The sequence below is a fragment of the Bacillus alkalisoli genome (genome assembly GCF_002797415.1).
GTDB lineage: Bacteria > Bacillota > Bacilli > Bacillales > Bacillaceae_I > Bacillus_CD > Bacillus_CD alkalisoli.
Genome location: NZ_KZ454944.1, coordinates 536,704 through 551,116, shown reverse-complemented (window position 1 = coordinate 551,116; position 14,413 = coordinate 536,704). Strand labels below are relative to the sequence as shown.

Below are 14,413 nucleotides of genomic sequence, written 5' to 3'. Positions count from 1 at the left end.
CGGCTTATGAAGTTCATTTTGACTTTGAAATTTGTTGTCTTTGAACTTCATACGGCTTATGAAGTTCATCTTGACTTAATAATTTCTTGTGATTGAACTTCATAAGATCCTTGATGTTTATTTCGGGTTAAGAATTGGGAGGTTTCCTTGTGTTAAGTGAAGGATTTTGTTTTCTTTTTTTATATATATCCTATTCAACAAGTCTAGTATGGTAGCTGGCTTTACTTTTTCTTCGCTTTCACATTTGATATAGGATCGCTTATTTTTTCGCCAGAAATAAGAAGAAACCTTAACTTTTAACGAGTCTAAGTCAATATTTAATTGGATTATATGGCCAGATAGGTCAGTAGCACGAAATTGTAGTTCTACTGCACTTGCATAGTAGGAGCAAAATTTCGATAAGTTGCTCTCCCCTTCTTTTGCCTCTTCTCCGTCTTTTATCCATTTCGTCAAATAGGTTGCCTGATAAAAGGCTTCCGCAATTTGGCTGCCCCGCTCTATCTGCGTATCTTGTAGTTCAATAACAAATACACACACTTCATTTCTATTACTTTTCCTCACTACATCCTCATGATGAAAATTTACAGAAGATAAATAATACTGCAACAACGCCACTCTCCTCATACAATAGCTTCTATTAATCAGTATTTGATAAAACAAAGAAGAATAGAATGATCCATAATACGACAAGTTTTTACCTTTTTCACTCTAATAATATGTAAAATATACCATACAAGCTGAATATTTTGAACTATTTTTTCTGAATTTTTTTACAATTACGCTGCTTGAATGGTAAAAGACGGATGGTCCTTATGCATTTGGATGTACTTTGACTAGACCATCCTTAAACAAGTGGGGGGTGAGGATCCTTTTCATCTTTTGAGGAATTGACTATTTTGGAAAAGGAAATTCATAATGACATACGAAGAGAAGATAGAATTGGTAGGCAAGTGATCTTCTCTTCTTTGTCAGTAAGCAAATAAGTTACATACAAGTTAGTGGACCTAAACCGTATTTTTACACATGTATATGTTGCTTTGTTTCTTCTACTCGCTTCGATTCTTCACGCTTTTCTTCTGATCGCCGCTTTCTTTCTAAAAACCGCACAGAGTCTCCAATCACTTCGGTTACATAGACTGTTGCGCCTTTTGAATCTTCATACCGCCTCGTTTGAATTTTACCAGTTACTCCCACCAGCGAACCTTTTCTACAATGGTTCGCTGTATTTTCAGCTACTTTATTCCATAATCTTATGGAAATAAAATCAGCCTCCACACCTCCAGATTGGTTTCTAAAACCTCTGTTTACTGCTAAACTAAACAACGTTACGGCAGTTCCATCACTCAAATACTTGAGCTCTGGATCTTTTGTTAATCTTCCAACAAGGATCACATTATTTATCAATCGTCATCCTCCTTTCTGTTTAAATGAAACTGCTCTTTTATCATATGACCATTGGACTATTCCGTAAAATACGCTATTATTTTAATCCTACTGGCAGTTTTCTATTTTTCTGATTAAAAATAGCACTTTTAGAAAAAAATGTAGAGACAAACAATCAATTCCTGCTAATTTTTATAATATTTCGACAAAGTTACATAGATGATTTACAGTTCTATTATGTTATAATCAAACTAACAATTGGCCGAGCTGTAGGCTCATTCGGTAGTGGAAAAAAGTTCTCGCAACGCGGGTGCTTTAACCACCGATTACCGATCATTTAGGAGGGATAAGATGAAGACGTTTAAGCTAGTTGCTTTAAGTTTTGTAGATGGGGAAGAGATTGAGAAACTACCTTTAGAAGACGGACTTATTATAAATAAAGAGTTCGGTGGTGAAAAATGGTTAATCGAGGCTTATTTGCCATCAGAAACAACAGAACTGTTTCGTGAGTATGAAGGCACAAATGAATTAGTTCACTTGCAAGCAACGATTTCAAAGCCAACAAATGATCCAGCTAATTTCCAAGTAACTGTTAAGTCTATTTCCGAAATGAATGATCACATTAGCGTACTTTTCGATGCACAACTTTTCCGTCGCACGAACAATTTCCACGAGAAAGTGTTAAAATCTTTGTTAGACGAAGGTTTAACTGGTGAAGAATTAGTCGTTCAATTTAGAGAAAAAGTACAAGAAAAACCGACATTGCAAACACAAGGGAAATAATTAATATAGATAAAAAAAGTTGGACAAGTCTAAATAATAAACTGTCCAACTTTTTTTTGTTAATAATGTGGATAAGTTGTGTGTAACCTGTTTATTATTTTTTCAAAAAGAAAAAAGAAGCCAGTAAACACGCGAATCCTGTTAATAACTTCTGTGGATAAGTAGTAGCTGTATCCGGCATACGACTTCCAAACAACTCAGAACTTAATTCCATCGCCACTTGTGCTACATGCACCAACTCCTCACTTGCGTTAGAAAGAAAATTCTCTGAAAGCACATTCTCTGGCAATGTCGCAGTCGCAATTAACTCCTGCTCTTCATTATAAAACCTAGCAATCACGTTACTCGCTTCTGTAATTTCATCTCTACTAATTCTATTTAATCCATTTGTTTCATCCTGTGCATAAAACTCTACATTCACTTGAAATGTGTGTAAAAGGTTGGACCAATTCGGACTTTCTTTTATCTCAGAGAGCTTTGCTGTTAAATGTGAGTTATTCAATCGCAACAAATGTTGAAAGATTTTGTGTGCTTCTTCTTGTTCAAAACCCATCGAAACGAAAAAGTCTTCTGCTCTGGCTACCTCTTCCTCATGTGTTAAATAAAAATCTACCGCGATATCTAAATCTTCTAAAAAAGTGTAGTCTTGAATTTTTTCACCAAAACGAGCAAGCATAATTTCTAATTCCTCTTCCGTAATGTCGTATGATTGAAGCAAATCATGTAGGTTCTCTTTTGTAATTGGGGTTCCAAGTTCTGATTTTAACTGTTCAATATCTCGAAAGTCAGCTAACTTTACTTGATAAAAATCTAAGTACTGCTGTAAGTCGTATTCTGTCCACCCAATTTCATCGAGATATGTTTCTACTTCTTGATCTGAAGGTGCTGCAAATGTCTGTAATGGTAGCTGTAGTAATAAACAAAAGGTTGCAAACAAAATAATAACAATACGTTTCATAAAGATTCCTCCTGCATTTGTCATATTGTTATTATTTTCTATTTATGAAAATTTATGTTGTTAAATAAAATAAAAAGGGTTCATAGAACTAGGAAGTTTTCCTAAGTCTATGGACCCTTTTTAGCTATTTCACTTATATATTTCTTTTAGTTTTTTTCCAATCTCATCTACTAATTCTTTCGCAGAAATATTATGATCTTCTGTGCCTTGTTGGTAAGCATATAATAACACTTCTAATATATCATTAGTAGATTCTAACTTAGTATCCGCTCTCAATCATTACACCACCTAATAATTTACAAAATATACTTAATATAATACTATATTCCTATTTGTATATGCAATCTATTTTTTACACGAATCTACAAAAATAGCAAATCTCTTACAAAATATATACCCAATCTATTTAAATCTAAATCCATAAAAAAACTTGAGGCTGGAACATAACTAAATAAGTTCCCTGCCACCCCGTTTTGTACTGTTTTTTCACAAGTTAAATTTGCATATTGGATTTTCAAAGAATTTGAGCCTGTCTTTGCTTCAAGTCCCCCCTAATTATCAAAATGGTGATTTAAGTAACATTTTTACCGTGTATTTGCAAAGAATTGCCCCATTTATATATATTTCTTTAGAAAGTAAGTCAAGATTAATAGGTATAGAGTGTAAAATTATGCAAAAGAGTAGTAGAAAGAAAGTTTTATCGGCGATAATACGGATTTTATCGGCGAAAGTAAGAGCTTTATCGGCGAAAAACGCAAATCTATCGGCGAGGGCTTCTGGTTTATCGGCGAAAGCTATATTATATCAGCGAAAACTATATTTTATCGGCGATAACTGACATCGATAAAAAAACAATACAATCTGAGTAGACAAATAGTGTCCACTTTTTCAGTGGCCACCACGCTTTCCCGTAGGTGTCTTTAGCTTGCACTCCAATCATCTGCTAAGAAAGTAAAAAAATCCGAATTATTCCTTTAAATTAGGAATATTGTTCGGATTTTCCTACTCTTCATATACTTCTGTCCCAACCTCTAGCTTCTAATGCTAACTTTCTTTCACTTTCTTTAAAAACGTCCAAACGCTCTCGTCAATGGTTCTGGAATTTGGTATCACAAGTGTTTGTTTTAATTGAAGCATAACTCGATTCAATAGTTTCGATAGTTTTTCTCTTTCGTTTTCATCTATTAAAAACTCAACACCATAGTAGTAATAATTGTCTGCAGCTTCTTGTTTCCAAACAATTTTACCAGGATACTCTATTTTTTCGCCGTTAATCTCTGTACCAATTCTTAATATTAAGTCCGGTCGAACTGGCAATTGAATATGAGAAAGAAAGCATGAGCCACCGAGCCCGATATTTTCCATCGCAACAAGCATCTTTCCAAGATCGACACGTTTACCGTTAATTTCTACAACCGTCATATCCGATTCTAAATGAGGATCTAAATCAATACGGAGAAATTTTCGGCGTTCACTATTAACAACTTCTTTCCTGTCATCATTCGGCGTAATTTTTTTCTTCACAAGTATCGGTGTAAAATCGCTTGCTGGTATCGGTTTACTGAAAATGTACCCTTGAATAATTTCGCAACCTTTTTGTTTTAATAATTGTAGTTGTTGTTGTGTTTCTACTCCCTCTACTACAACGTCAATGTTTAGGCCTTTTCCAATTAAAAGGAGCGAATCTAGAATGATGGCACTTTTTTTACACTCTTCCACATCTTTTATAAAACTTCGATCAATCTTTAATACGTCTAAGTCTAACCCCTTTAGCCTTGTCATAGAAGAGTAGCCTGTTCCGAAATCATCTAGCGCTATTTTGATGCCTAATTCACGTAACTCCTTTATACTTCTTAGCACAAGTTCTTCGTTATGAAACAAAGAACTTTCCGTTATTTCAAATTCCAGTAAATCACCAGGAATATCGTACGTTTTTAACAGTTTTTTTACCGTTGACACTAATCCTTTCCGTAAAAAACGGAAAGGAGAAATATTAACAGAAACTGGTACTACCGGAACGTCATCATCAAGCCATTCACGTATTTGCTTGCATACCATTTCAATAACGAAGTCACCCATTTCATGAATTAACCCTGTTTCTTCAGCAATCGGGATAAATTCACCTGGTGAAACCATGCCCCACGTCGGATGTTCCCAACGAATAAGCGCCTCCGCTCCAACTAGTAAGTTATTGCGCGGTTTAACTTTCGCTTGATAAAAAACCGTCAGTTCACCGTTTGTGAGTGCTTTTCGCATATCTCTTTCTAACGTATATTGTTGGTATACTTTTACGTTCATGTTTTGTGTGAAAATTTGATAATCGTTCTTTCCTAATTCTTTTGCTCGGTACATGGCAACATCGGCGTTTTTCATTAATGTCGCCTTGTCTTCCCCATCCACCGGGAATACTGTCACGCCAATACAACAAGATAATACAAGCTCAAACTCGTCTACCACAAATTGGTGTCTTACTTTTTCCAATAAATGTTGAGCAATATCATGAAGCTCGTCCCGTTCTTGTATGTGACGGAATATTATGATAAACTCGTCTCCGCCTACTCTTGATACGAAATGACCCGCTTCTTTATATTCATTTAGTCGATCTGCTATTTCTTGTACAACTTTGTCTCCAATTGTGTGTCCAAGTGTATCGTTAATATATTTAAAGCGATCCATATCTAAAAATACGACAGCAAACTTTTCTGAAGTGCTACGAGCATCGATGATAAGCGTTTCTAATTCTTCTTCTAAAGCACGCCTGTTAGGTAGGCCAGTTAAGAAGTCTTCCTTCGCTATCATTTCTACTTTATGTAGCAGTTCTTTTAGAGCCGTAATGTCGGTTATAACGCCATTTATTCGTAACACTTCTCCGACATCGTCCAACGCAGGTGTAGTTTGGTCTAACAACCATTTCGTTTCCCCATTTGGTAACACAACCCGATATTCATGTTCGACCGATTTACCGAAATGAATTCTTTCTTGTGTTGCATCAAAGGAAGGCAAGTCTGATTCATGTACTAAGTCTCGCCACCTAATGTTTCCGGACAAAAATTCTTCTATTGGTATGTCTAAAATCGTTTCTACACCTGTAGAACAATAGACGATAGCGTTGGTAGCCACATCATACGACCATATTCCTAAATCTAAACTTTCGTATACTAGTTTTGTGTCTTTTTCTTTTTGTGCTAGTTCTTGTTCTGCATTTCTTTGTTCTGTTACATCATATATGGTACCAATTAGCCTGCTTTTATTGCCCGCTTCATTAAATAAAACGTCCGCTTGTTCATTCACAATTGCAACTTGGCCGTTTGGCTTCATAATTCGATATTCAATACTGTAACTTTGTCCTGTTGCTTTTGTTTCGAGTAATTGTTTCTCATATACTTCTCGGTCATCAGGATGAATTATTTTCATTATCGAAATTTGTGGTTTGTTTCCACTTGGAATTTCAATTCCAAAAATCTCGTAAACTACTTGTGACCAGTATGATTCTTTTGTTTGTAAATCGTATTCCCAACTTCCAACTTTTGCGGCTGTTTGCGTTTGTTTTAACGAGTATTTAATGGTTTCAAATTTATTTTGCAATTTCTTTTCTTCTGTAATATTACGAACGATAGAGCATACCCCAACCGTTTGCCCTTCTGTTGTAAGTGGAATGGTCACAATATTTACTTCTACAATAGATCCACCTTTATGTCTCACTTGTGAATTGAATTTTTGCGGGGTTCCGTCCATGGTGTCTTGAAATCGCTTTGTCACTTCATCTGTATTTTTCACTAAAAAATTTGTATAAGATCCTACCAACTCTTTATTTGGATAACCAAATAAATTCGTAGTAGCCAGATTTGCTTGTTTTATATTTCCTTGGACATCTATCATTAATACAGCGTTTGGGTGGTGAATAAAAAATGATTGGAATACGTCCCCTTCCAATTCATAGTTCTTTTTTTCATCTAGTTTATTAAAAATCTTCGACACGATCTTTTTCAATGTTTTCACCACTTTACAGCAAGATTGTTATATCAATATAATATAAATCAATTCGGATTTAATAGTTCTTTTTTACTATTTAATGATTATTTTCTTATTGTAAATTCATCATATACTAATATTTTACAAAGCTCAAAAAATAATAGGAAAATTGCAAAATATTCTCTATAATAATAATATGACTACTGAAAAATTTGTCGATTTTATTACGAAGCGGGGTGTACGAATTGGGTGATAACACATTCTTTTCCAACTATTTTGACCAAATGGATGAAATGGTCTTTTTAATAGAATATAAGGATGGCAAACTTTTGTACGCCAATTTAAATAATGCCGCGAAAAACTTGTTTGGTGAAGGATTTATAGGTAAAAAGTTCGAGGATGTATTATCTGCATCCTCTTATCAACGATTTAGCGAATATTACCTCGATTGTATTAGGAGAAAGGAACGTGTTGTTTTTACCGGTTTAAACCCGTTTCTGTTAAATAAACCTTCTTCAGAGACCATTATAACGCCGATTATAAAAAAAGACGGTACGTGTTCGGAAGCAATCGGCATAACAAAGAACATTGAAAGCCTTAGAGAACAACAAGAAGACTATTTATTTATGAAATCTTTCTTAGATTCTACCTCTGATGCTATATTAATTATCGGTACAGATAATAAAGTTGTTAGAGCTAATCAAGCATTTACAGAAATGTTTGAATGGACTAACGAAGAATTATACGGAAAACATTGGAATGAAATTGATTTAATTCCAGATGAAGAAAAAAAAGGCGTTAGTCAAATTAAACACTCTTTACGTAAGTTTATTAATATTCCAGTAATCGAAACAAAACGATTAACGAAGTCAAAGAAGGAAGTTTCAGTTTCTATTAGCTACTCTCCCTTAACAAACGAAAAAAGGGAGCTTGTTGCTTATTCGATGATCTATCGTGACATGACAAACATTATTTCATTAGAAACACAATTAGAATGGAGTAATGAGCATTACAAGTCATTATTTGAAAATAATAGTCTAGGTGTTTTCATGTTAAATCCGGAAGGTGTCATTGAAAAAATGAACCCTGCTTGTGAAAAGATTTCTGGTTATTCAGAAGGAGAATCCCTTGGATTTAACTTTCAACACGTTTTATCCAAAGCAAAAGACCACGACATTATTAAGAATAGAACGATTACAGATTTTCAATTAAAAATAGAACATAAACTTGGACATATTGTTCATTTAGAATGTAAAACGGTTCCCATTATTATAGACCAACAATATAGAGGAACTTATGTTATAGCAGAAGACGTGACCAAGAAGTTGCGTGCAGAAGAAATGCTTCAAAAGTCGTTACAAGATTTACAAAATATGAAAGCGGCACTAGATGCATCAGCAAATGTAACGATTACTGACACGAAAGGTATTATCACGTATGTAAATGATAAGTTTTCTGAAATGTCTGGTTACGCTCCTGACGAAATTATCGGTCGTACTCATCGTATTGTCAATTCTAATTATCATTCGAAGTCTTTTTTTGAAGATATTTGGGAAACCATCTCATCAGGGAATGTTTGGAAAGGTGAAATTCGCAATGTGAGAAAAGATGGAACATATTATTGGGGCGATACGACCATTGTACCACTGTTTGATGTAGATGGCTCAATCACTCAATATGTGGCGATACGTTTTGATATTACTGCGAAGAAGCAAATTAGTGAGGCGTTAATGCAAAGTGAGGAGCAATATCGACTCATTACAGAAAACTCTCAGGATTTAATAAAAGTTGTAAACACAAACAAAAAAGTAACGTATGCTTCTCCTTCTTTTACACACGTATTAGGAATTCCGCATGAAAGTATGGTCGGAGAAAGTATGTTATTTGGGGTCTGGGAAGAAGACATTCATATTCTTGACGAGTGTCATAAGAAATTGTTGGCAACACGTGAGCCAACTTCCATGGAATTCCGCTATTCGAATAACCTAGGGGAGCCAGTATGGGTGGAAGTAAAAGTTACGCCAATTGTACAAGAGGAGAAGATTGTTTCTTTCATTTCCACTGGCCGAGTGATTACGGAAAGAAAACAGTTTGAAGACAAATTGTGGCACAATGCTAATCATGATAGTTTGACAGGTTTGCCAAACCGTAGAATGTTAGAAAATGTATTTAACGAATCGTTAGAGCATGCTAGTGACGATGACATAATGGCGATATTATTTTTAGATTGTGATAAGTTTAAGCAAATAAATGATGCGTATGGGCACGACGTTGGCGATGAGTTGCTAATAGAAATAGGAAAGCGCTTAAAAACAGAAATTCGCGAAAATGATATGGCTGCTCGGTTAGGTGGAGACGAGTTTGTTGTTCTATTGCGGAACATTCAAAGCAAGGAGCATATTGAGCTCGTTTCTAACCGATTAATGGCAGCATTGCGCGAGCCGTACGTTTTAATCAACCATACTCTCCATGTCACGTTGAGCATAGGAATTTCATTATATCCACAACACGGTAAGTCTGCGAAAGAGTTATTATTACAAGCAGACGAATTGCTGTACAAAGTAAAAAAAGAAGGAAGTAATGGGTTTTTGATAGCTAAATAATTTTTTATATACTATCCTCTAAAGTCTTCTATCGCATAATATAAATACATGGAAATGTTAGATGTCGGGCATAGGAGGCCTATGTGATGTTGGAGAAATTCAAAATTACGCTCTATGGTATTTTAATTGGATTCGTCGTTTCTCTACTTTATTCTGTTTATGTTTATTTTTCTGATCCAAATTGGGGCGATTTAACCTCAATTGCAAGCTTTATCGTGTTGTTCCCGACAACCGTATTGATCGCTTTAGTCGTTCAGGTTGGGTATTTTATTTATAAGAAAAGGAATAAATAAGTTATGTATGCCCCTTATCGAGGGGTTTTTTTGATGGAAATTAGTTTAATGTATTATACTTGAGTCCGCTTCATAATGTATGACTACTATACGAAAAACGAATGATAGCATAAAATTTCGTATTTATAACCTTAATAAACGAAAATATTATTATGTATTACACTAAAATGTTTTTCATTAAACGAACCGTAATTATGAAATTGATTCACTTATTAAAAAAGTCGAAAGGAATGTAGTAGCTTATGAAAGGTTTCTTTATTACCATTCTTATTTTAATTGGGTTTGGCTTTGGTGCTTATAAGTTAGGACATCTGTATATAGAAAATAAAGTAACAGATTATGTTGGAAGTGATTTAGTAACGAGTGGAGATTTAGCTCTGGCAAAGGAATTTGTATCTAAGAGTCCAACACTAAAAGCATATATATCAGAAGGTGCCGTTGTAGAGACCGAAAATCTCGCTTTTCAAACAAAAGAAGAAGCCGCCATTGTAGTAATGCGGAATCTGAAATTCTCTGAAATTCAAGAAATCACTTCATTAACTCAAGATGAACTAACAGAAGAAAAGGTGTTAGATGTGTTAGATATGTTAGAACTCCGTTTAAGTGAAGAAGAAATAACCGCTTTAAAAGCTGTTGTGTACAGGGAATTATTTGAATAATGGTTATTTTTAATCTCGGTTAGTTATAAAAAGTCTATCTGTTGAGATAGACTTTTTTACTATTATTGTGTATTTGTTTTGCTTTTTCTTAATGGTTTTCTGCCTAATAATATTAATAAGTGAAATGTAAAAATACCCACTGCAGCACCAGCACTGTCTATGATTACGTCTCTTATCTCACCACTTCTACCCGGAACAAATAGCTGATGCACTTCGTCTGAAATAGCATATAGTACACAAATGATAAAAGCTAACACTATTTGTTGTTTTCCTCGTAATTTACTAGATTGATAGAGCGCATTTGTAACAAGAACACCTAAGATCAAATAAGCAAGAAAATGAGCATTCTTTCGAATTAAATGACTTACCGTATCCCTATTTATCGATACATTTGGCAAGACTTTCTCTACTGTTTCTATCACTGCATCCGTAATTCCACCGCTTAGTTGGCTTGATTGCTCTGCTGGTTGTGCAGACAAAAAGAAGATTAAAAACATCCAAGCTACCACTAGTAACCAGGAAAAAGCTCGTAGCCATTTTATATGAATTTTCATTTAAAAACATCCTTCTTTTATTACACATTTTCTGCAAGGTCTTGCCACTTGTAGATATCAAGTATATCATTTTTAGAAATTTTTTTGGACTCGAAGTAGTAAAATAGTTTCATAATATAATTCAGTGGTACTCTTTAATTATATCCATGTTGTCGACTTAGCAAAAGGGCATTTAAAAGGATTAGAAAAAGTGACAGGGACAACTAGAGTTGCAGCTTATAATTTAGGTATAGGAAAAGGTTACAGTGTGCTTGAAATGGTTAAAGCGTTTGAAGAAGCATCCGGTTGTGATGTTCCTTATCGTATTGTTACTCGCCGCCCAGGTGACATTGCAGAATGTTATGCAGTCCCAAATAAGTCTCAAGAAGAGCTTGGCTGGGTTGCGGAAAAAGGGTTAGAAGAAATGTGCCGCGATTCATGGTAGTGGCAGAAAAATAATCCAAATGGGTATGAAGAGTAATTTAAAACAAAGCAGTCGATAACGAATCGACTGCTTTGTTTTTTATTGATTATTGACAGGTGCCAGGCACCACCCGAATTTTGTCGAATTATTTTTTGTAGTAGGTTAGTAGGAGTGCGAAGGCGAGGACGGATCCTTTGACGATGTCCATAGCGTAGTATGGAACAGACATCATGACTAAGCCATTAGATAGTACTCCGATTAATACTGCCCCGACGAAGGTACCGAATGCGTTCGGTTTTCCTGCTCCAAGTACCGCAAAGCCAATGAAAGCTGCTGCAACGGCGTCCATTAAGTATGGGGAACCAGCATTGATTTCTGCTGTCATCACTCTTGACGCCAGCACGATTCCACCGATGGAAGCAAATAACGCTGACAAAAGGTAAGCAACCGTTTTGTACCGATTGACTGGTATGCCTGATAAACGAGCCGCCTCTATATTTCCTCCGATGATATACATGTATCGACCGTGTTTCGTATAGTTTAAAAACAAATGTACAGCCACAACGACAACTAGCATAATAATGATAATCCATGGCACTTGGCCAATTTTTGCAAAAGATGAACGGATTGCGCCTTCAGCAAATGTGCCATCTGGCATAATCATGTTCTGCGATATCGTGGCACCTCTCGTATACGTTAAGGCAATTCCTTGTATAATAAACATCATTGCTAGCGTTAACAACATGTCTGGAATTTTCCCTTTTACAATCAAAAACGAATTCAACGCACCAACAATTAATGCAGCCAAAATCGCCGCACCGATTGCCACTAGTGTATTTTGAGAAAACCAAACAAACATCGAGATAACAACTGCATTAGACAGCGATGCCACAGAACCGACTGATAAGTCAAATCCATTCACTGCTAAAGAAATCGTGATTCCTATCGCAATAATCGTGACAATCGAAATGGACCGCAAAATACTTATAATATTGTTCGTTTGAATAAATGCTGGATTCGCCCACGCAAACACTAAGACAAGCACAACAATGGTCAATAATGTTCCATATTTATAAAAGAATGCAAAAAAGTCCAACCTCGCTTTTGATTGTACTTGTTTTTCTGTTTCCACTTTGGCACTCATGCTACTTCCCTCCTGCTGCAAAATACAAAATTTCTTCTTCGCTCGTATTTTTAGTTGTTAGTTCTTTCACAACTTCCCCGTCATACATGACATATGTCCGATCAGTAATGCCTAAAATTTCTTGTAATTCGGCTGACGCATAAATGACTGATTTCCCTTTTTCGGCTAACTTTACGATTAATTCAAAAATGTCCCGCTTCGCTCCGACGTCCACTCCTTTTGTCGGTTCATCAAAAATATACACATCCGCATCTGTAATGAGCCATTTGCCAATTGCAACTTTTTGTTGATTTCCTCCAGATAAATGCTCAACAGTCGTGAGCACGGATGGCGTTTTTATCCCGAGCATTTCAATTAGTTCTGTTGCTTGTTTGTGCTCTTCTTTTTTCTTAACGAAGGAGAACGGATTGGTAAATTTTTGAAGATGCGCAGCTGTTAAGTTGACCTTCACTGATTCGGAGACGAGTATCCCCTCTTTTCTCCTTTCTTCGGGCACGAGCGCGACTCCTTGCTTCACTACCTCATATGGACTGTTGGGCGATAGCTTTTTTCCTCTTAAAAAAATGTCTCCAGCCTCGATAGGAAAACAACCGAATAATGTTTTGCACAGTTCGGTTTTGCCTGCACCAACAAGGCCAGCCACTCCAACGATTTCTCCTGCTTTGGCGTTTATGGAGATGTTCCGCACGTTTTGGGATTTGTCGGTGATGCCTTTTACTTCATATATAGTTTCGGATGGCTTGTGCGTTTTTGCTGGAAACTGGTCGGCTAGCTTTTTGCCTAGCATGTGCTCGATGACTTCGCCTGGTGCTGTGTTGTTGATTTGTTGATTTGTTACAAATTTTCCGTTTCGTAAGACGGTGATTTCATCGCATATGTTAAAGATTTCCGGAAGTCGGTGGGAAATAAAGATAATGGCGATGTTGTTCTTTTTTAGGCTTTGAATGATCCGGAAAAGTTCGGTTGTCTCGGTATGACTTAATGGTGCGGTTGGCTCGTCAAGAATTAGGATTTTACAATCGGTAGAAATGGCACGAGCGATTAGAACCATTTGTTTTTGAGCAAGTGTTAGTTCACTGACGAGTTTTTTGCTTGAAACGTTTATTTTTAAATGGTTCAAGATCTCGGTTGCTGTTTTATGTAATTGGGACCAGTTGATAAGCTGGCGACCTTTCATGTCGTGGACAAGTGTTGATAGTAATATGTTTTCTGCAACGGTTAAGGTCTGGATGAGTGCAGTGTCCACTTCTTGATAGACGATTTGAATGCCGTGTTGCTGTGCGTCTTTTGGAGACTTGATTGATAACGGCGTGTTGTTGTATGTGATCGTTCCGGCGTAGTTGGAATAAGCGCCAGCGAGAACTTTCATGAGTGTTGATTTGCCAGCGCCGTTTGCCCCGATTAATGCGTGCACGCTGCCTGGTGTGGCCGTGAAGCTAACACTATCTAGCGCTCGTACTCCAGGGAACTCTACAGTAATCTCTTTCATATGTAGAACCGAGTTTTGTATTGCCACTTTGTTTCCCCTCCTTTACAGGATTGTTACAGGTGCCAGGCACTGTTTTGTTGGCGCAACTTTTTTGCGTTGTTCCAACAGTGCCAGGCACCTGGGATTATTTTACTTCCGCTGATAACAAAGGTATTTCGCTGATATCATGGGT

At 36.2% G+C, this 14,413-nt stretch carries 12 protein-coding genes and 1 pseudogene; 5 read left to right on the top strand and 8 right to left on the bottom strand.

Annotated features, from left to right (window positions below):
* Nucleotides 1–117 precede the first annotated feature (117 nt).
* Both CDZ89_RS02585 and ssb read right to left on the bottom strand, forming a co-directional pair.
* Nucleotides 118–606 (bottom strand): hypothetical protein, encoded by a 489-nt coding sequence (locus CDZ89_RS02585; RefSeq protein WP_100333168.1) that lies wholly within the window; start codon nt 604–606, stop codon nt 118–120.
* Nucleotides 607–1,017: 411 nt separating this feature from the next.
* The gene (ssb, locus tag CDZ89_RS02580; protein WP_096156556.1) at nt 1,018–1,404 is read right to left on the bottom strand and encodes a single-stranded DNA-binding protein; all 387 of its coding nucleotides are present in this window, start codon (nt 1,402–1,404) and stop codon (nt 1,018–1,020) included.
* Between the two features lie 330 nt (nt 1,405–1,734).
* Between ssb and CDZ89_RS02575 the strand changes: the two genes are divergently transcribed.
* The gene (locus CDZ89_RS02575; protein WP_096156555.1) at nt 1,735–2,166 is read left to right on the top strand and encodes a YwpF family protein; all 432 of its coding nucleotides are present in this window, start codon (nt 1,735–1,737) and stop codon (nt 2,164–2,166) included.
* 94 nt (nt 2,167–2,260) lie between these two features.
* Here CDZ89_RS02575 and CDZ89_RS02570 read toward each other — a convergent pair whose 3' ends face one another.
* The 3 genes from CDZ89_RS02570 to CDZ89_RS02565 all read right to left on the bottom strand — a co-directional run bounded on the left by CDZ89_RS02570 (nt 2,261) and on the right by CDZ89_RS02565 (nt 7,114).
* Nucleotides 2,261–3,124, bottom strand: a complete 864-nt coding sequence (locus CDZ89_RS02570; RefSeq protein WP_198508219.1) for a processed acidic surface protein — start codon at nt 3,122–3,124, stop codon at nt 2,261–2,263.
* Nucleotides 3,125–3,253: 129 nt separating this feature from the next.
* Entirely contained in the window at nt 3,254–3,400 is a 147-nt protein-coding gene (locus CDZ89_RS19520) for a YwzD family small protein (RefSeq protein ID WP_157842666.1), read from the bottom strand.
* Nucleotides 3,401–4,168: 768 nt separating this feature from the next.
* Nucleotides 4,169–7,114 carry an EAL domain-containing protein gene (locus CDZ89_RS02565; protein ID WP_100333166.1) on the bottom strand — a complete coding sequence of 982 codons (2,946 nt, stop codon included), beginning with the start codon at nt 7,112–7,114 and terminating at the stop codon, nt 4,169–4,171.
* 227 nt (nt 7,115–7,341) lie between these two features.
* Here CDZ89_RS02565 and CDZ89_RS02560 point away from each other — a divergent pair, with 227 nt between their 5' ends.
* The 3 genes from CDZ89_RS02560 to CDZ89_RS02550 all read left to right on the top strand — a co-directional run bounded on the left by CDZ89_RS02560 (nt 7,342) and on the right by CDZ89_RS02550 (nt 10,651).
* Nucleotides 7,342–9,699 carry a PAS domain S-box protein gene (locus tag CDZ89_RS02560; RefSeq protein WP_100333165.1) on the top strand — a complete coding sequence of 786 codons (2,358 nt, stop codon included), beginning with the start codon at nt 7,342–7,344 and terminating at the stop codon, nt 9,697–9,699.
* Nucleotides 9,700–9,785: 86 nt separating this feature from the next.
* Nucleotides 9,786–9,992, top strand: a complete 207-nt coding sequence (locus tag CDZ89_RS02555) for a hypothetical protein (protein WP_096156551.1) — start codon at nt 9,786–9,788, stop codon at nt 9,990–9,992.
* Nucleotides 9,993–10,234: 242 nt separating this feature from the next.
* The gene (locus tag CDZ89_RS02550) at nt 10,235–10,651 is read left to right on the top strand and encodes a hypothetical protein (RefSeq protein WP_096156550.1); all 417 of its coding nucleotides are present in this window, start codon (nt 10,235–10,237) and stop codon (nt 10,649–10,651) included.
* 62 nt (nt 10,652–10,713) lie between these two features.
* Here CDZ89_RS02550 and CDZ89_RS02545 read toward each other — a convergent pair whose 3' ends face one another.
* The gene (locus CDZ89_RS02545) at nt 10,714–11,205 is read right to left on the bottom strand and encodes a VanZ family protein (protein ID WP_096156549.1); all 492 of its coding nucleotides are present in this window, start codon (nt 11,203–11,205) and stop codon (nt 10,714–10,716) included.
* A gap of 136 nt (nt 11,206–11,341) precedes the next feature.
* Between CDZ89_RS02545 and CDZ89_RS02540 the strand changes: the two are divergent.
* Nucleotides 11,342–11,629 (top strand): annotated as a pseudogene (locus CDZ89_RS02540) (UDP-glucose 4-epimerase); the annotation flags it as partial.
* A 124-nt stretch (nt 11,630–11,753) separates the two neighbouring features.
* Here the strand turns inward: CDZ89_RS02540 and CDZ89_RS02535 are convergent.
* Together CDZ89_RS02535 and CDZ89_RS02530 are read right to left on the bottom strand one after the other, a co-directional pair.
* Entirely contained in the window at nt 11,754–12,752 is a 999-nt protein-coding gene (locus CDZ89_RS02535; protein ID WP_096156547.1) for an ABC transporter permease, read from the bottom strand.
* 1 nt (nt 12,753) lies between these two features.
* Nucleotides 12,754–14,268 carry a sugar ABC transporter ATP-binding protein gene (locus CDZ89_RS02530; protein WP_319830025.1) on the bottom strand — a complete coding sequence of 505 codons (1,515 nt, stop codon included), beginning with the start codon at nt 14,266–14,268 and terminating at the stop codon, nt 12,754–12,756.
* Nucleotides 14,269–14,413 lie beyond the last annotated feature (145 nt).